Here is a 17,807-nt window from a genome sequence, read left to right on the forward strand (position 1 = left end):
TGTCTCCCTCCGTCAATGGGCAACCTTTTAAGTATGGACGGTCAGGGAAGATGCACAATAAAAAAGCCACCCGGAAGGGTGGCTTAGATCATACAGAAAGTGGTTTGACGCAGAACCCGGCGGCGCTTCGCCTCGATGGGCTACAAGATTTGTAGGCCTGATAAGCGCAGCGCCATCAGGCGGTTAGCTGCGCTGGCGCACCGCTTCAAACAGGCAGATGCCGGTCGCCACGGAGACGTTCAGCGACGAAACGGTGCCCGCCATCGGAATGCTGATCAGCTCATCGCAGTGTTCGCGGGTCAGACGACGCATACCTTCGCCTTCTGCGCCCATCACCAGCGCCATCGCGCCGGTCATTTTACTCTGGTACAGCGTGTGGGTCGCTTCACCGGCGGTGCCGACAATCCAGACGCTCTCTTCCTGCAGCATACGCATGGTACGCGCCAGGTTGGTTACGCGGATCAGCGGAACGCTTTCGGCAGCGCCGCAGGCCACTTTTTTTGCCGTGGCGTTCAGTTGCGCCGAGCGGTCTTTCGGGACGATGACCGCGTGCACGCCAGCGGCATCGGCGCTACGCAGGCAGGCGCCGAGGTTATGCGGATCGGTCACGCCGTCGAGGATCAGCAGGAACGGGCTATCGAGCGAAGCGATCAGATCCGGCAGATCGTTTTCCTGATACTGACGGCCCGGCTTCACGCGCGCAATAATGCCCTGGTGCACGGCACCTTCGCTTTTTTCATCCAGGAACTGACGGTTCGCCAGCTGGATCACCACGCCCTGTGCTTCCAGCGCGTGGATCAGCGGCATCAGGCGCTTATCGTCGCGGCCTTTCAGAATAAAAACTTCCTGAAAACGTTCAGGCGCGCGCTCCAGCAGTGCCTGCACTGCGTGAATGCCGTAAATCATTTCGCTCATTCAATTCACTCGTTACTTGTGTATTCGGGGTTGCCCTTATTTCCCCCTTCCGTACGGGAAGGGGGCAAGGATCACAATAGTTTACTCAGACGATTTCTTTTTTGCCGCGCGCTTCGCTTTGGTCGCAGCAGCAATTTTCTGCGTCTTCACCGATGGCTTTTTGGCTTTTTTAGCCCCTGCTTTGTCCGAGGCTGGTTTCGCTTTGCCTTGCTCAGCGTTTTGATTCGCGCTGACTTTGCCACTCTTCGCTGTCTGATTGGAATTAGCTTTCGCTTTACCTTTCTTCTCGCCGCGGAAGGCGCTGTCCGGCTCAAAGTTAGTGCGCTTGCCCGCCTGACGACGACGGCTGGCGCTCGGCTTGCCGCCGCTGCCTTTCTTCGCTTTCTCGCGTTCAGTTTTACCGACGTTACGCGGACCGCGCTCGCTTGAGATCAGCGAGAAGTCGATTTTACGCTCGTCCATGTTGACCGCTTCCACGCGCACTTCCACGCGGTCGCCCAAACGATAGGTCTGGCCGCCGGATTCACCAATCAGGCGCTGACCGACCTGGTCAAAGCGGTAGTAGTCGTTATCCAGTGAAGAAACATGCACCAGACCATCAATGAACAGCTCGTCCAGACGTACGAAGAAGCCAAAGCCGGTCACGCTTGCGATAACGCCGTTAAAGACGTTACCGACCTGATCCTGCATGAAGTCACACTTCAGCCAGTCAGAGACATCGCGGGTGGCTTCGTCAGCGCGACGTTCGGTCATCGAACAGTGCTGACCCAGTTGCAGCATCTCTTCCATCGAATAATGGTAGCCGCCGGTGTCGGTGCTGTTGCCCTTGTGGCCCTGCTCTTTCGCCAGCAGATACTTGATGGCGCGGTGAAGCGACAGGTCAGGATAACGACGGATCGGCGAAGTGAAGTGCGCATAGGACTGCAGCGCCAGGCCAAAGTGACCGCGGTTTTCCGGGTCATAGATAGCCTGCTTCATCGAACGCAGCAGCATGGTTTGCAACATTTCGGCGTCAGGACGGTCGGCAACGGATTCCAGCAGCTCGGCGTAGTCGCGCGGCTCCGGTTTGTTGCCGCCAGGCAATTCGAGCCCAAGTTCAGACAGCACCGAACGGAACGCGGTAATCGCTTCGGTCGTTGGCTTGTCGTGAATACGGAACAGCGCAGGCTCCTGAGCTTTCTCGACGAAACGCGCCGCCGAGATGTTCGCCATGATCATGCACTCTTCGATCAGTTTGTGCGCGTCGTTACGTTGAGTCTGTTCGATACGCTCAATGCGGCGTTCAGCGTTGAAGATGAACTTCGCTTCTTCACTCTCAAACGAGATCCCGCCGCGTTCTGCGCGAGCCTGATCCAGCACCTTGTAGAGGTTATGCAGCTCTTCAATGTGTTTCACCAGCGGCGCATACTGTTCGCGCAGCTCCTGGTCGCCCTGCAGCATATGCCAGACCTTGGTGTAGGTCAGACGTGCGTGGGAGCTCATCACCGCTTCGTAGAATTTGAAGCCGGTTAATCGGCCCTTCGACGAAATGGTCATTTCGCAAACCATACACAGGCGGTCAACCTGAGGGTTCAGCGAGCACAGGCCGTTGGAGAGCACTTCCGGCAGCATCGGCACAACCTGCGTTGGGAAGTAGACCGAGGTACCACGGTTGCGCGCTTCACCGTCCAGCGGCGTCGGCGGACGCACATAGTAGCTGACGTCAGCAATGGCAACCCACAGGCGCCAGCCGCCACCGCGTTTTTTCTCGCAGTAGACCGCATCATCGAAGTCACGGGCGTCTTCGCCGTCGATGGTCACCAGCGGCAGGTCGCGCAGGTCGACACGACCCACTTTCGCCTCTTCAGGCACCTGCTCTTTCAGCCCGGCAACCTGCGCTTCAACCGCTGGTGGCCAGACGTATGGAATTTCATGGGTGCGCAGCGCCATCTCAACGGCCATGCCGGTACCCATATTGTCACCCAGCACTTCAACGATTTTACCAATCGCTTTGGTACGGCGGGTTGGGCGCTGGGTCAGTTCGACCACCACCACAAAGCCCATGCGCGCCCCCATCACCGACTCAGGCGGGATGAGGATATCAAAGCTCAGGCGGCTATCGTCCGGGACCACAAAACCCACGCCAGCGTCGGTAAAGTAGCGGCCGACGATCTGCGCATTACGCGGCACCAGTACGCGGACGATACGCGCTTCGCGGCGGCCTTTGCGGTCCGCGCCCAGCGGCTGTGCCAGCACTTCATCGCCGTGCATGCACATTTTCATCTGTTCGCTCGACAGATACAGGTCGTCTTTACGGCCTTCAACGCGCAGGAAGCCGAAGCCATCGCGGTGACCGATAACCATACCTTTCAGCAGGTCGAGACGTTCCGGCAGCGCATAGCACTGGCGGCGGGTAAAGACCAGTTGCCCATCGCGCTCCATGGCGCGCAGGCGACGGCGCAGCGCTTCAATCTGCTCTTCGCCTTCAATATTGAGTTCGACGGCCAGTTCTTCACGGTTGGCCGGTTTTTCGCGTTTTGTTAAGTGTTCGAGGATAAATTCCCGGCTCGGGATAGGATTCGAATATTTTTCTGCTTCGCGTTCCAGGAAAGGATCTTTTGACATGTCGGTTCCTCCGTCATCATCGCTGCTGGCGGGAGTCGTTACTCCACCAGCAATAATTTATATAGCGGTTGATTCTTTTCAACCAAATCAGCCAGTGTGTAGTTATCCAACTCCTTGAGAAAACATTGCACGGCTTGAGCAAGCGCCTGTTTCAAACGACAGGCAGGCGTAATATGGCAAAACTCGCTGCTGCAGTTCACCAGCGATAACGGTTCGAGTTCACGCACCACGTCTCCGACGCGGATATCCTTTGCTGGTTTGCCCAGACGGATCCCGCCATTTTTTCCCCGCACGGCCATCACGTATCCGGCGCGACTGAGCTGGTTGATTATTTTAACCATATGGTTACGCGACACGCCGTAGACCTCGGTTACCTCCGAGATGCTGGTCATGTTGCCTTCCGGCAGCGACGCCATATAAATCAGCGCACGTAGTCCATAATCGGTAAAACTTGTTAACTGCACATCAACCTCAGGAAAAAGGGGAAAAACAGGGTGAGCCTGTTGATATTAATTATATTGATGATAAACCAGCCAGCGACTGAGCCGCTAATTTATTTCAGTTCGGGAAGGAAAAAGCGAGGATTTAACGCACGATTAAGCCGGATAATGACGCTTTGCGTCTTATCCGGCCTACCGAGTAGTAGGCCTGATAAGCGCAGCGCCATCGGGCGCTGCACGACGAACCAGAATTATGCGTCGAACGGGTCGCGCAGGATCATGGTTTCGGTACGGTCTGGGCCAGTTGAAATAATATCAATCGGCACACCGGTCAGTTCTTCAATACGCTTGATGTAGTCCAGCGCTGCCTGTGGCAGGCCGCTACGTTCCTTCACGCCAAAGGTGGTTTCAGACCAGCCCGGCATGGTTTCGTAGATTGGCTCGATACCTTCCCAATCATCAGCTGCCAGCGGAGTGGTGGTCACTTCGCGGCCATCTGGCATGCGGTAGCCTACGCAGATTTTCACTTCTTTCAGGCCGTCCAGAACGTCCAGTTTGGTCAGGCAGAAGCCAGACAGGGAGTTGATCTGTACAGCACGACGCACGGCAACGGAGTCCAGCCAGCCGGTACGACGACGACGGCCGGTAGTGGCACCGTATTCGTTACCCTGCTTGCACAGGAACTCACCGGTTTCATCAAACAGTTCGGTCGGGAATGGACCGGCACCCACGCGAGTGGAGTACGCTTTGATGATGCCCAGTACGTAGTCAACATAGCGCGGGCCAAGGCCAGAACCGGTTGCTACGCCACCTGCGGTGGTGTTGGAAGAGGTCACGTACGGATAGGTACCGTGGTCGATATCCAGCAGCGTACCCTGCGCGCCTTCGAACATCACGAAGTCACCGCGCTGACGAGCCTGATCCAGCAGATCAGAAACGTCAACAACCATGCTGGTCAGGATGTCGGCAACCGCCATCACATCGTCCAGCACTTTCTGGTAGTCAACCGCGTCAACTTTGTAGAAGTTCACCAGCTGGAAGTTGTGATATTCCATCACTTCTTTCAGTTTGTCGGCGAAGGTTGCTTTATCGAAGAGGTCGCCCACGCGCAGACCGCGACGAGCCACTTTATCTTCGTAAGCAGGACCGATACCACGACCGGTAGTACCGATAGCTTTCGCACCGCGCGCTTTTTCGCGAGCGTTATCCAGCGCGACGTGATAGTCGAGGATTAACGGGCATGCTTCGGAAAGCAGCAGACGTTCGCGAACCGGGATACCACGGTCTTCCAGGCCTTTCATCTCTTTCATCAGCGCAGCCGGAGACAGCACAACACCGTTACCGATGATGCTGGTTACATTCTCACGGAGAATACCTGATGGAATAAGATGGAGGACGGTTTTTTCACCGTTGATTACGAGAGTATGGCCCGCGTTGTGACCACCCTGATAGCGAACAACATATTTTGCACGCTCAGTAAGAAGATCGACGATCTTCCCTTTACCTTCGTCACCCCATTGGGTGCCCAGTACGACGACGTTGTTACCCATTTTTCAAAATCACCGATTGCTTAAAAATGGATTCTACCATCGCTTTTTCAGATATACAGCACTTTTTACCCACAAAATCGCGCTTTAGTGTTCTCTTTTTAATCAGCCAATCGTTTTCGTCAACATGTAGTAGATCACGACTCCCGCAACCACAAGACCGCCGCCAAATCGACGTAACATCGTATCCGGTAATTGGCTCATCGTAGCAATCATCTTGCGCCAGGCCTTCGGATACAGCATCGGCCCCAGGCCTTCAAGCACTAACACCAGCGCAAGCGCCAGCCAGATTGTGGAATTCATTGATCATCCTTATAAAAGAAAACCACCGACTCCCGAAGAAGGCGGTGGTTTTATTCAGGCTGTCGCGCGATTAACGCGTCGTGGTGCCTGGGTTCTTCATGTAGCGGAAGAAGTCGCTATCCGGGCTCAGTACCATCACATCCTGATTGCTATCGAAGCTCGCTTCGTACGCACGCAGGCTACGGATGAAGGCATAGAAGTCTGGATCCTGGCTGAAGGCATCGGCAAACAGCTTAGCGGCTTCTGCATCACCTTCACCGCGCATGATACGACCTTGACGCTCTGCTTCTGCCAGCGTCTTCGTCACTTCATAGTCAGCGGTAGCGCGCAGTTTTTCTGCCTCTTCCTGACCCTGTGAACGGTGACGACGGGCAACGGCTTCACGCTCGGCGCGCATACGGTTGTAGATAGCTTCGGAAACCTCAGCAGGCAGGTTGATCTGCTTAATACGCACATCGACCACTTCAATCCCTAACGCCGCCATACTGTTCGGGTTAATGGTTGGCCCTTTGATGTTTGCCTGCTGCTCTACGCGCTCTGCGGCTTCGGCAATCGCGTTATCCGCAGCTGGCGTAGCCACTTCATCCTCAGCGCCGGAAGAGCCGGAGTTCAGGGCATCGCGAACTTCCAGCGTCAGACGACCACGGGAGTCGGTAACGATGTCTTTCACGTCCAGACGACCAATCTCAGAACGCAGACGGTCAGAGAACTTACGTTTCAGCAGCACTTCGGCCTGGGAGACGTCACCGCCGCCGGTCGCCAGGAAGTAACGGCTGAAGTCGCTGATGCGCCACTTGATATAAGAGTCGACGATCAGGTCTTTTTTCTCTTTGGTCACGAAACGGTCGGCCTGGTTATCCATGGTCTGGATACGGGCATCGAGCATTTTCACCGACTGAATGAACGGAACCTTGAAGTGCAGGCCTGGCTCATAAATCAGCGGTTTCTTGTCGCCGTCACGCACGACGCTGCTGAACTGGAACTTAATCCCACGCTCGCCTTCTTTTACCACGAAGATAGAGGTGTAAAGCACTACCAGCACGATGATGATAATCGCAATAACTGACTTACGCATCGTTATTCCCCCTGACGCTGGTAGTCGTTACGCTGCGCGTTAGCGCGGCGTTGGTCCATGATATTGCCCTGACTGGCAGACGACGTGTTGCTTGCGCTGCTGCTGGAAGAGGACGCAGGCGGCAGGCGCAACAGGTTGTTCGCACCACTGCTATCGCTCTTTGCTGCCGGGGCGTTACCGCCTTTCAGCATTTGATCCAGCGGCAGTACCATCAGGTTGCCATTCTTGTTGTCGCTAACCAGCACTTTGCGGGTATGGCTCAGCACTTTTTCCATGGTCTCGATATAGAGACGCTCGCGGGTAATCTGCGGTGCGGCTTTATATTCCGGCAGGATTTTCGCAAAGCGAGCCACTTCACCCTGTGCTTCCAGTACGGTCTGAGTCTTATACGCACGCGCTTCTTCCAGAATACGCTGCGCCTGACCGTTCGCACGTGGCTGCACTTCGTTGGTATACGCTTCCGCTTCACGGATATACTGCTGCTCGTTTTCACGTGCGGCAATCGCATCGTCAAACGCGGCTTTTACCTCTTCCGGCGGACGAGCAGCCTGGAAGTTGACGTCCAGCAGGGTGATACCCATGTTGTATGGACGAATGGTCTCTTCCAGCTCGCGCTGGGTATCGCTACGAATAACGGTACGACCTTCGGTCAGAATACGGTCCATGGTGTACTTACCGATAACGCCACGCAGGGCGCTGTCGGTAGCCTGACGCAGACTGTCGTCAGCGCTGGTGACGCTGAACAGGTATTTCTGCGGGTCGGTTACGCGGTACTGCACGTTCATTTCAACGCGCACGACGTTTTCGTCAGAAGTCAGCATCACACCGGACGCTGCCAGTTCGCGAACCGCTTCAACGTTCACTGGAGTGACTTCATCCACGAAGGTCGGCTTCCAGTTCAGACCTGGTTCAACCAGATGGCTGAACTTACCAAAGCGCGTCACTACGCCACGCTCGGCTTCTTTAATGGTATAGAACCCGCTTGCTGCCCAGATAACGACGACGGCTGCCACTGCGATACCGACAATGCGTCCGCCCATAGGGCTACGCGGTCCCTGAGTTGAACTACCGTTGCCGGAGCCCCCTTTACCGCCCCTAAAGCCACCGAGCTTTTTGCTCAGCTTACGGAAGATATCATCCAAATCCGGCGGCCCCTGATCGCGACCACCTTTATTTCCATTCCCCCCGGAGTTGCCGCCTTGATTATTGCTGCTTCCCCACGGGTCGCGGTCTTGTCCGTTATTACCGGGCTGATTCCACGCCATGTTTATGCTCCATATTTGTTATGCGGTGATATACCTTTTCCCAGTTCAGATCTGTTCGCGGTTAACCGTCATCGCCTTCCTGGTGGTGACGGTCGCGTTGAGGCGATCTGAACCGCTGGGTGCCCAAAGGGCTAATGTTCAGGCAAGCTGCACGGTCAGACGACGTAGTCTGCCAGTGCCGGTTCTTGTTTACAGAGGCGACGCCAGTCGACAATTGGCATACGAACCTGCAAATTGACGCAGCCGTCCTCCTCCATCCACTCTTTTTCAATTGCCTGAAGCTGGTAAAAACGGCTACGCAAACGCCCGGCCTGCGGAGGTAAACGCAACGTGTGCTGCGCGACTTCGCCGGCTAGCCGTTCGGTTAATGCCTGAAAAAGTAGTGGTATGCCTACCCCGGTTTGCGCAGACAGCCACACCCGGATAGGTTTGTTCTCTTCATCACGATCGATACGCGGCTCGAAATCGTCCAGCATATCGATTTTGTTCATCACCAGCAGGGTTGGGATCTCGTGCGCGTCGATCTCTTCGAGAACCGTGTTCACCGCGTCGATGTTTTCCTGTACCCGAACGTCTGCTGCATCAATCACGTGAAGCAACAGCGTCGCTTCGCGGGTTTCCTGCAAGGTGGCTTTAAAGGCCGCCACAAGATCATGCGGCAGGTGACGAATAAAGCCTACGGTATCCGCCAGCACGGTTTCGCCTACGTCTGCCACGTCAATACGACGCAGCGTCGGGTCAAGGGTCGCAAACAGCTGGTCGGCGGCGTAAACCTCCGCCTGCGTAATATGGTTAAACAGTGTCGATTTGCCGGCGTTGGTATAGCCCACCAGCGACACCGTTGGCACGTCGGCCTTCACGCGGGCACGACGCCCCTGCTCACGCTGCTTCTCCACGCGCTCAATGCGCGAGAGGATCTGCATAATACGGTTACGCAGTAAACGACGGTCGGTTTCGAGCTGGGTTTCACCCGGGCCGCGCAAACCGATACCGCCTTTTTGTCTTTCAAGGTGCGTCCAGCCGCGCACCAGACGCGTGGCCAGATGGCGCAGCTGCGCCAGCTCAACCTGCAGCTTACCTTCATGGGTACGCGCACGTTGGGCGAAAATATCTAAGATCAGACCGGTACGGTCGATAACCCGACATTGACACAGGGCTTCAAGGTTACGCTCCTGTGCAGGGCTAAGTGCATGATCGAACAGCACAACGGAAGCACCTGTCGCTTTGACGGCTTCCGCAATCTCGACAGCCTTACCTTCACCAACAAAATATTTTGGGTGCGGCGCTTTACGGCTACCAGTAATCACCTGCATTGCTTCGACACCGGCGGAAGAGACCAGAGATTCAAACTCCTGGAGGTCTTCCATATCTTTGTCTTGCGTAAAATAGATGTGTACCAGCACCGCCTGCTCACCGGCGTCATAACGGTCAAACAAGCGTTATATCTCCTGAAATACCAGCGGGGAACCTGGATAATCCGGCTCCCCGACATGGATAAACAGCCATCAACCTTATTCGGTTTCTTCGCTGTCTTGCTGCGCAGAACCCTGCGCGTTGCTACCGTGGTGGTAGTTGCTGCCAGTACCGCCGCCAGCATTGTTGCTGTGATGGGAAACTGGACGAGACGGAACTACGGTAGAAATTGCGTGCTTATAGACCATCTGGCTGACCGTGTTTTTCAACAGGATCACGAACTGATCGAAAGACTCAATTTGCCCTTGCAGCTTAATACCATTCACCAAATAAATAGAAACTGGAACACGTTCCCGACGCAATGCGTTCAGGAACGGATCTTGTAAAGATTGCCCCTTAGCCATTCTCTCTTTTCCTTATATGCTTATTTGTACTTATACACGTCGTCTTTCAAGCCGCGTTGCGGCAACTTGAGCGATGTTGCGTATGAACCTTACGATTCTGAAAATTGCGCACGATACGACTCAATTGTACACATTCAGTCTACACTAGCACCCACTACCTGTAATAGTTGGTTAAACGCCTGCTCCGGCTGCTCACTATCTAACCAGTGAACCCCTTCCCAACCGCGTAACCACGTCACCTGGCGCTTCGCTAGCTGTCTCGTGGCACAAACTCCTCTATAAACCATTTCATCATATGAAATCTCGCGTTCGAGGTACGACCACATCTGGCGATATCCCACACAACGAATGGAAGGCATATCCGTATGCAAATCTCCACGGGCAAATAGCGCCCGCACTTCTGCTTCAAAACCTGAAGCTAACATCTGATGAAAACGCTGCTCAATGCGCTGATGGAGCAGTTCACGGCTCGCCGGGGCGATGGCGAACTGATGCACCTTGTAGGGCAGAGCGTCTCCTGACGTTTGTGTCAGCTCCGTTAAAGTTTTACCCGAAATGAAAAAAACTTCCAGTGCTCGGGAAAGTCTTTGCGGATCATTCGGATGAATACGTTCGGCTGCAACGGGGTCGATTTCCCGTAGCTGCTGATGCAGCGCCATCCATCCCTGCTCTGCCGCCTGCTGCTCAATCCGAGTCCGAACTTCCGGGTCGGCTGAGGGCAGCGGTGATAAACCTTCAAGCAACGCCTTGAAATACAACATCGTGCCACCGACCAGCAGCGGGATCTTCCCTGCGGCGGTGATCTCCGCCATCTGCGCAAGCGCATCGCGGCGGAAGTCCGCCGCAGAGTATGCCTGCGACGGATCGAGAATATCTAACAGTCGATGCGGCGCGGCTTCTAGCTCTTCCACACTCGGCTTAGCGGTGCCGATATCCATTCCCCGATAGATGAGGGCGGAATCAACACTAATCAACTCTACTGGCAAAACTTTACGTAATTCAATAGCCAGCGCTGTCTTGCCCGAAGCAGTTGGCCCCATCAAAAAAATTGCCTTAGGCAGGCTCGCCTCGGTTACGTCACTCATGTCTCAGGGCGTTCATCGCAGAATCTAAATCAACGGGTTGTAACAGACCACCCGGCGGAGCTTTGACCAGATGCGGGCAAAGACGTTCAACGTCTGCCAGCATCGAAATGGCCTGTGCCATGTTCCACTGCGCGTGATCGCTTGCCAGATTACGGGCCAGCCACTGCACAACGTTCCCGGCATCAACTTTACTCTGCTCCACCAGGTAGCCTATCAGTTCAGGAATCAAGATTTGTAAATTTTGTTGTCGTAAGGGTAAAGGCACGGCGCGGATCGTGGCGTGCTGCCCTTCGAGCAGTATTTCAATACCGAGCAGGTTCAGCGTTTCCTGCGCACGCTCCAGCGTTTGGCGTTCGCCGTCGGTCACTTTCAGACGCAGCGGGATCAGCAGCGGCTGCGCACAGATGGTCGCCTCACCCGGCGTCAACTGCGCCTGACGCAGCCAGCGCTCCGCAACCGGCAACGCCAGCAGGCTTAGCTTGCCGTCGCGCTCCAGCAGCGCACAGCTTTCGGCGATAACCGCCAGCACGCGCCCGAAGCTCTGGCTGTGCCCGGCAAGATTATCCGTCGCTGGCGCTTTTACCGGTTCCGGCGTCTTCTCTGGGGTATTCAACAGTTGGCGATAAAGCGCCCCCTGCTGTTTCTGATAGCCTGGCTGAGCGTTTGGCCAACTGCCGTTGACACCACCACCGCTACTTCGCCCAGCGCTGCTACCGCTGCCGGTTGGCGTTTGATAGCGCGGCATATCAGGCTCGCGCGCCACCGCCGGTTCGGCAAACTGGTTGCGCCCGGCGGCAATGCGGTTTTCCGGCAGAACTCGCGGCGCGGGTTCGTCATCTTCCGCCAGCGGCAGAGGCGCATCCAGCTGCTGTTGCAGCACGCTAAGCACCCCTTGATAGATAAAATCATGCACCAGCCGCGACTGATGAAAACGCACCTCGTGCTTCGCCGGGTGAACGTTCACGTCGACTTGATGCGGGTCAATCTCGAGATAAAGAACAAACGCCGGCTGCTGGTCAGCGCCGAGCTTATCTTCGCACGCCTGACGAATCGCATGGTTGATGAGCCTATCGCGCATCATGCGGCCGTTCACGTAGCAGTACTGAATTTCAGCCAACGCAGGCGTGGTGTGTTTCGGGTCAGCCACCCAGCCGTGCAGCGCCAGGTCACCGTGCTGCCACTCAATGGCCAGCGCGTGCTCAAGGAACGGCACGCCGCAAATCGCCCCCAGCCGACGCTCTTTCGGTGCGCCTTCGGCCACCGCTCGATACTGGCGAACCGCTTTGCCGTTGTGGGTCAGGTTAATGCTCACATCGAAGCGTGCCAGCGCAATGCGGCGAACAATCTCATCGATATGGTTGAATTCAGTTTTCTCGGTGCGCATAAACTTGCGCCGCGCTGGGGTGTTATAGAACAGGTCCAGCACTTCCAGCGTCGTCCCTACCGGGTGCGCCGCCGGTTTAACCGTCACGTCCTGATCGCGCCCTTCCGCATAGGCTTGCCATGCTTCCTGCTGCTCTGCGGTTCGTGAGGTGATGGTCAGACGCGAGACCGAGCTGATACTCGCCAGCGCTTCGCCGCGAAAACCCAGGCTGATAATGGCTTCAAGATCCTCAAGCGAAGCGATTTTACTGGTGGCGTGACGCGCCAGCGAAAGTGCCAGCTCGTCTTTTCTGATGCCACAGCCGTTATCGCGAATGCGGATAAGCTTGGCGCCGCCGCGTTCAATATCGATATCGATGCGGGTGGCTCCCGCATCGAGACTGTTCTCCACCAGCTCTTTCACTACCGATGCAGGCCGCTCAACCACTTCACCCGCGGCAATCTGGTTCGCAAGCTGCGGCGGTAAAACCTGTATCGGCATGAAAACTCCTTAGTTAACGAGCGTCCTGGATGATGACGCGGCGCTGGCGGTCTGCGACTGTTCGTCGCGAGGGCTGGATTGTATCGGATGCGCCGTGAAATAGTTACGTAAACCGTTATAAATGGCTTCCGCGATCTTCTGCTGGTAATCGTCGCTGCCCAGCAGACGCTCTTCGCTGCTATTACTGATAAAGCCGGTCTCGACCAGAATGGACGGAATATCCGGCGAACGGAGCACGCCAAGGCTGGCGTGTTCAGGGCGGCGTTTATGCAGATTACCCACCTGTTGAAGCTGGCTAATCACGCTGGTTGCCACATCATACCCTACGCGCTGCGAATGACCGAACTGCAGATCCAGCACCGCCTGGCTCAGGTATGGGTCAGCCTGGCTGTTGGCCAGCACGTCGCCCGCGCCGCCCAGCAGTTCGGACTGTTTCTCATGCTGTTCCAGCCAGCCCGCCATTTCGCTGTTCGCACGACGGTTAGAGAGCACCCACACGGACGCACCGGTCGCATCGCGGTTCGGCGCAGCATCTGCGTGAATAGACACCAGGAAAGAGGCGTTCTGCTTACGCGCCACGTCGGAACGGCCCATCACCGAAATAAAGTAGTCACCATCGCGGGTCAGCACGCCTTTGAACATCGGATCATCATTCAGCAATGCACGCAGCTTACGCGCAATGGCAATTGTGACGTTTTTCTCACGCGTGCCGCCAGGGCCAATCGCCCCAGGGTCCTGGCCGCCGTGACCGGCATCGATAGCGATAATCACTTTATCACCCGAGACGCTGCGCGCGCGGGAAGACGGACGCGGGGTTGGCGTCACGGTGCTGGCAATCGCCGGCTGGCGTTCACCGCTGAAGCTGCCGCTATTGTTGCCGCTGTTCGTACTGCTGCTGCCGTTACGGCTGCCGCTAAACGGGTTACGCCCCTGCTGTACCGGAGCTGGCATCACAACTGGCGTTTCCACTCGCTTCGCCACGACTGGCGGTGGAGGCGGCGGTGGCGGAACGTCGGCGTTAATAGTGAACACCACAACGTAGTTCGCACCGTTCTGCTGCTTCACCGCTCGGGTTTTGCCGTTCTCGGTAAGATCGACCACCAGTCGTAAAGACTGATCGTCTTTCGGCGTACCCGAACGAATGGCTTTCACCAGGTTGTTGCCGCTAAAGCGCAGCGGCAGCCCCTGAATAACGCCGGTTTGTTTGATATCCAGCACGACGCTACGTTTGTCGTCCTGACTAAAGTTGTACTCTGGATCGCCCATAAAGCTGAACGTGATCCGCGCCTGCGTTTCACTGTTCGCTACCTGAATATCGGATAAACTCGCCGCCATTGCCGGTACACCGACCAGCATCAGCGCGGCCATCAACCACCCTTTTGCGCGAAAAATCATCCTGGGATCCCTTAAATTAACCGGCAAACCGCGCCAGCAGAGACTCACCTAATGAGGAGACCGCGCTGATGCGCGCCTCACGCCCTTGCGCCTGGTAATCTAAGTGTATTTCGATATCCGGCTCGGGCAGAACACCTGCGCCCTGTTGCGGCCATTCCACCAGGCAAATGGCATCGTTAGCAAAGTAATCGCGGATCCCCATAAATTCGAGCTCCTCGGGATCGGCAAGGCGGTACAGATCAAAGTGATAAACCATCAGGTCGGCGAGCTGATACGGCTCGACCAGTGTATAGGTGGGACTTTTGACGTTGCCGTTATGACCTAACGCCTGCAGAAATCCACGGCTAAAGGTGGTTTTCCCGGCCCCCAAATCACCGTACAGATAGATGACGGTTGCGCCGACGCAGGCTTTCGCCACTCGGTTGCCAAGGTCCAGGGTTGCCTGCTCGTCAGATAAAGGAATCACTCGATTAGTCATGGTTTACGTCAATCACATCCGGGTTAACAACACGCCGTAGCGTGGAAAAGAGGTCTGTCGCGAGCATACCGCGGGAGCCATAGCGCGCTGCCAGGTCATCGGCGGCTGCACCGTGGGCGATACACCCTGCGCACGCTGCATCATACGGCGATAATGCCTGCCCCAGCAATGCGCCGATGATGCCCGAAAGCACATCGCCCATTCCGCCGCTGGCCATGCCGGCATTTCCCGCATCAATAATTCCGATCGCGCCCTGCTCATCCGCCACGACCGTACCGGCACCTTTCAGCACCACTGCGCCGCCGTACCGTTTTACCAGACGCTGCGCAGAAAGTAAGCGATCGTTCTCGATGTCTGTCACTCGACAATTGAGCAGCCGTGCGGCTTCGCCGGGGTGCGGCGTGATCACGCGATTGTGACGTTTATCCGGATTGATTGCCAGTAGGTTAAGCGCATCGGCATCCCACAGGGTAGGTTTGCGGAAATTGTCGATTTTGCGCAGCGCCTGTTTGCCCCATTCAGCCTGCCCCAGACCGGGGCCAATCACGATAGCATCCGCCCATTCCAGCGCCTCATCGAGCGTCTGCGGCGTCAATTCGTGCACCATCAGCTCAGGCCGGGCGGTAATAATCGGCGCGACGTTTTCAGCTCGAGTCAGCACCCGCACCAGCCCCGCACCGGCTCGTAATGCCGCCTCACCGGTCATACGGATAGCGCCAGCAGTACCATGATCGCCGCCGATCACCACCAGGCGTCCGTGATCGCCTTTGTGCGACGTTGGGCGGCGCGGCGCAAACCACTGGATCAACTGTGAAGCATCAAATCGATGAATGTTGGTGTGCTGAGTTGCCAGCCAGGCATCGAGACCCAGCGTATCGTGGTGCAGATGCCCGACAACATCACGCGCCTTGCCGGTCAGTAAACCGGGTTTTAGGGCAATAAAGGTGACGGTGTGAGCGGCCTGGATAACCGCGCCGGGCGTCGTGCCGGTCTGGGCATTCAGCCCGGAGGGAATATCCAGCGCGATAATCGGTGCCGGGAAGGCGTTAGCCCGCGCAATCAGGTTTGCGACGTTTTCGCGCGGCGCGCTTTGTAGCCCGGTGCCGAGCAGACCATCAATAATCAGGTCAGTATCCTGTGGCCAATCCGCATCCGCCGGGTAAATCTCACCGCCCACCGCGCGCCACGCCTCTCGAGCAGCCTGCGCCTCTTCCGGCAGCGGCTTCTCGCTGGCGATTGCCAGCAGCGTCACCTGAATGCCGGCAGCCTGCGCCAGACGCGCAACCTCGTAACCATCACCACCGTTATTGCCGTGCCCGCAGAGGACAATCCAGCGCCGGGTAGCAGGATACGCGGCACGCGCGAGGTTAAACGCCGCTTCGCCCGCGCGCTGCATTAAGGTGTAAAGGGAAAGCCCGAGGCTCTGCGCCGCCGTTTTTTCAGCGCGACGCAGGTCATCCGCAGGCCAAATGGAGTGTGGTATACTTTGGGGGTTACTCGTCAATGTATGGTCCGTCATGTCACAGCCCCTCGATCTCAATCAATTAGCGCAACAAATCAAACAATGGGGCACCGAACTGGGTTTTCAGCAGGTCGGCATCACCGATACCGATCTCAGCGCCTCCGAGCCCAAACTGCAGGCATGGCTGGATAAACAATATCACGGCGAGATGGAATGGATGGCGCGTCACGGTATGATGCGCGCGCGTCCGCACGAACTGCAGCCCGGTACGCTCCGGGTGATTAGCGTTCGCATGAACTATCTTCCCGCCAATGCGGCCTTTGCCAGCACGCTGAAAAATCCCGATCTAGGTTACGTCAGCCGTTATGCCCTGGGGCGTGATTATCATAAGCTGTTGCGTAATCGCCTTAAAAAGCTCGGCGAAATGATTCAGGAACAGTGCGTCTCGCTGAATTTTAGACCGTTTGTCGACTCTGCGCCTATTCTTGAGCGTCCGCTAGCGGAAAAAGCCGGGATTGGCTGGACAGGTAAGCACTCACTGATCCTCAACCGCGATGCCGGATCGTTCTTTTTCCTCGGCGAACTGCTGGTTGATATTCCTCTGCCCACCGATCAACCGGTGGCCGAAGAGTGCGGGCGCTGCGTGGCCTGCATGACCATCTGCCCCACCGGCGCCATCGTCGAGCCCTACACCGTCGACGCCCGCCGCTGTATCTCGTATCTGACCATCGAGCTTGAAGGCGCCATTCCGGAAGAATTTCGTCCACTATTGGGCAATCGTATTTACGGCTGCGACGACTGCCAGCTAATCTGCCCGTGGAACCGCTTCTCACAGCTGACCGATGAAGCTGATTTCAGCCCGCGCAAGGCGCTGCATGCTCCTGAACTTATCGAGCTGTTCGCTTGGAACGAAGCCCATTTCCTGAAGGTGACGGAAGGTTCGGCCATTCGCCGCATCGGCCACCTGCGTTGGCTGCGAAATATCGCCGTTGCGCTGGGTAACGCACCGTGGAGCGAGGCAACGCTAAACGCGCTGGAGAGTCGACGAGGTGAGCACCCACTACTTGATGAACACATTGAATGGGCGGTAGCGCAGCAAATCACGCGTCGAAATGAGAGTGTGGTTGAGGTGCAGTTACCGAAGAAACAGCGTCTGGTGAGAGTGGTGGAAAAAGGGCTACCGCGCGATGCGTGATATATTCACAGCCTGTGAGTAAAAATAAAAAGACATTGCGTTTCAACACGCCAAAGTTCGTCAAGCGATCTCGCTAACATTTTGAAATGATATATCTTGTTATAATTCAACAAGTTAACAAAAACTGTAAAAATCCAGAAAACATTAGCGCACGAAGAACGTGATAACAGCCTGTGGATAACTCTGTTTACAAGAGTATTTCAGAAACGAAAAAAACAACCTCAATGGCTTAATGCATTGTGGAAGTATTTTTGTTTTGGAAGAAAATTTGGAGCGGGAAACGAGACTCGAACTCGCGACCCCGACCTTGGCAAGGTCGTGCTCTACCAACTGAGCTATTCCCGCTTGGGTGTGTCTACTGC

General features: G+C 56.1%; 15 protein-coding genes and 1 tRNA gene. 1 reads left to right on the forward strand and 15 read right to left on the reverse strand.

Annotated features, from left to right (window positions below; all coding sequences use genetic code 11):
- Window positions 1-183 precede the first annotated feature (183 nt).
- The 14 genes from rlmB to nnr form a co-directional block, all read right to left on the reverse strand.
- Complete coding sequence (gene rlmB, locus ACLGE8_RS21010; RefSeq protein ID WP_035893302.1) at window positions 184-915, reverse strand: 23S rRNA (guanosine(2251)-2'-O)-methyltransferase RlmB; 732 nt, start codon at window positions 913-915, stop codon at window positions 184-186.
- An 81-nt stretch (window positions 916-996) separates the two neighbouring features.
- Window positions 997-3,519 (reverse strand): ribonuclease R, encoded by a 2,523-nt coding sequence (gene rnr / locus ACLGE8_RS21015; protein ID WP_411000980.1) that lies wholly within the window; start codon window positions 3,517-3,519, stop codon window positions 997-999.
- 38 nt (window positions 3,520-3,557) lie between these two features.
- Entirely contained in the window at window positions 3,558-3,983 is a 426-nt protein-coding gene (gene nsrR, locus ACLGE8_RS21020) for a nitric oxide-sensing transcriptional repressor NsrR (RefSeq protein WP_035893314.1), read from the reverse strand.
- Between the two features lie 227 nt (window positions 3,984-4,210).
- The gene (purA, locus tag ACLGE8_RS21025) at window positions 4,211-5,509 is read right to left on the reverse strand and encodes an adenylosuccinate synthase (RefSeq protein ID WP_035893315.1); all 1,299 of its coding nucleotides are present in this window, start codon (window positions 5,507-5,509) and stop codon (window positions 4,211-4,213) included.
- A 102-nt stretch (window positions 5,510-5,611) separates the two neighbouring features.
- Window positions 5,612-5,809, reverse strand: a complete 198-nt coding sequence (locus ACLGE8_RS21030) for a DUF2065 domain-containing protein (protein WP_411000982.1) — start codon at window positions 5,807-5,809, stop codon at window positions 5,612-5,614.
- A gap of 70 nt (window positions 5,810-5,879) precedes the next feature.
- Window positions 5,880-6,884, reverse strand: a complete 1,005-nt coding sequence (gene hflC / locus ACLGE8_RS21035; RefSeq protein WP_123651143.1) for a protease modulator HflC — start codon at window positions 6,882-6,884, stop codon at window positions 5,880-5,882.
- Between the two features lie 2 nt (window positions 6,885-6,886).
- Window positions 6,887-8,149, reverse strand: a complete 1,263-nt coding sequence (hflK, locus tag ACLGE8_RS21040) for an FtsH protease activity modulator HflK (RefSeq protein ID WP_411000984.1) — start codon at window positions 8,147-8,149, stop codon at window positions 6,887-6,889.
- A gap of 155 nt (window positions 8,150-8,304) precedes the next feature.
- A complete protein-coding gene (hflX, locus tag ACLGE8_RS21045) occupies window positions 8,305-9,585 on the reverse strand; it encodes a ribosome rescue GTPase HflX (protein ID WP_411000986.1) in 1,281 nt (426 codons plus the stop codon).
- Window positions 9,586-9,660: 75 nt separating this feature from the next.
- Window positions 9,661-9,966 (reverse strand): RNA chaperone Hfq, encoded by a 306-nt coding sequence (gene hfq, locus ACLGE8_RS21050; RefSeq protein ID WP_052284691.1) that lies wholly within the window; start codon window positions 9,964-9,966, stop codon window positions 9,661-9,663.
- 134 nt (window positions 9,967-10,100) lie between these two features.
- Window positions 10,101-11,051 carry a tRNA (adenosine(37)-N6)-dimethylallyltransferase MiaA gene (miaA, locus tag ACLGE8_RS21055; protein ID WP_411000988.1) on the reverse strand — a complete coding sequence of 317 codons (951 nt, stop codon included), beginning with the start codon at window positions 11,049-11,051 and terminating at the stop codon, window positions 10,101-10,103.
- Window positions 11,044-12,915 carry a DNA mismatch repair endonuclease MutL gene (gene mutL, locus ACLGE8_RS21060; protein ID WP_411000990.1) on the reverse strand — a complete coding sequence of 624 codons (1,872 nt, stop codon included), beginning with the start codon at window positions 12,913-12,915 and terminating at the stop codon, window positions 11,044-11,046. Before mutL ends, miaA begins: the two co-directional genes overlap by 8 nt.
- Window positions 12,916-12,924: 9 nt before the next feature.
- Window positions 12,925-14,310 carry an N-acetylmuramoyl-L-alanine amidase AmiB gene (gene amiB / locus ACLGE8_RS21065; protein WP_411000992.1) on the reverse strand — a complete coding sequence of 462 codons (1,386 nt, stop codon included), beginning with the start codon at window positions 14,308-14,310 and terminating at the stop codon, window positions 12,925-12,927.
- 16 nt (window positions 14,311-14,326) lie between these two features.
- The gene (gene tsaE / locus ACLGE8_RS21070) at window positions 14,327-14,788 is read right to left on the reverse strand and encodes a tRNA (adenosine(37)-N6)-threonylcarbamoyltransferase complex ATPase subunit type 1 TsaE (protein WP_123651147.1); all 462 of its coding nucleotides are present in this window, start codon (window positions 14,786-14,788) and stop codon (window positions 14,327-14,329) included.
- Window positions 14,781-16,307, reverse strand: a complete 1,527-nt coding sequence (gene nnr / locus ACLGE8_RS21075) for a bifunctional ADP-dependent NAD(P)H-hydrate dehydratase/NAD(P)H-hydrate epimerase (protein ID WP_411000994.1) — start codon at window positions 16,305-16,307, stop codon at window positions 14,781-14,783. Before nnr ends, tsaE begins: the two co-directional genes overlap by 8 nt.
- On the opposite strand from nnr, the gene queG reads away from it, so the two are divergent.
- Complete coding sequence (queG, locus tag ACLGE8_RS21080) at window positions 16,306-17,445, forward strand: tRNA epoxyqueuosine(34) reductase QueG (RefSeq protein ID WP_411000996.1); 1,140 nt, start codon at window positions 16,306-16,308, stop codon at window positions 17,443-17,445. The two genes, nnr and queG, sit on opposite strands and share 2 nt — an antisense overlap.
- A gap of 269 nt (window positions 17,446-17,714) precedes the next feature.
- On the opposite strand, the gene ACLGE8_RS21085 is transcribed toward queG, so the two are convergent.
- A tRNA-Gly gene (locus ACLGE8_RS21085) sits at window positions 17,715-17,790 on the reverse strand.
- Window positions 17,791-17,807 lie beyond the last annotated feature (17 nt).

The organism is Kluyvera sp. 142486, assembly GCF_046569695.1.
Lineage (GTDB): Bacteria > Pseudomonadota > Gammaproteobacteria > Enterobacterales > Enterobacteriaceae > Kluyvera.

Coding starts and splice junctions, on each gene's coding strand:
- rlmB (WP_035893302.1), bottom strand. CDS start 915: ATGAGCGAAATGATTTACGGCATTCACGCAGTGCAGGCACTGCTGGAG.
- rnr (WP_411000980.1), bottom strand. CDS start 3,519: ATGTCAAAAGATCCTTTCCTGGAACGCGAAGCAGAAAAATATTCGAAT.
- purA (WP_035893315.1), bottom strand. CDS start 5,509: ATGGGTAACAACGTCGTCGTACTGGGCACCCAATGGGGTGACGAAGGT.
- ACLGE8_RS21030 (WP_411000982.1), bottom strand. CDS start 5,809: ATGAATTCCACAATCTGGCTGGCGCTTGCGCTGGTGTTAGTGCTTGAA.
- hflC (WP_123651143.1), bottom strand. CDS start 6,884: ATGCGTAAGTCAGTTATTGCGATTATCATCATCGTGCTGGTAGTGCTT.
- hflK (WP_411000984.1), bottom strand. CDS start 8,149: ATGGCGTGGAATCAGCCCGGTAATAACGGACAAGACCGCGACCCGTGG.
- hfq (WP_052284691.1), bottom strand. CDS start 9,966: ATGGCTAAGGGGCAATCTTTACAAGATCCGTTCCTGAACGCATTGCGT.
- miaA (WP_411000988.1), bottom strand. CDS start 11,051: ATGAGTGACGTAACCGAGGCGAGCCTGCCTAAGGCAATTTTTTTGATG.
- mutL (WP_411000990.1), bottom strand. CDS start 12,915: ATGCCGATACAGGTTTTACCGCCGCAGCTTGCGAACCAGATTGCCGCG.
- amiB (WP_411000992.1), bottom strand. CDS start 14,310: ATGATTTTTCGCGCAAAAGGGTGGTTGATGGCCGCGCTGATGCTGGTC.
- tsaE (WP_123651147.1), bottom strand. CDS start 14,788: ATGACTAATCGAGTGATTCCTTTATCTGACGAGCAGGCAACCCTGGAC.
- queG (WP_411000996.1), top strand. CDS start 16,306: ATGTCACAGCCCCTCGATCTCAATCAATTAGCGCAACAAATCAAACAA.
- nnr (WP_411000994.1), bottom strand. CDS start 16,307: ATGACGGACCATACATTGACGAGTAACCCCCAAAGTATACCACACTCC.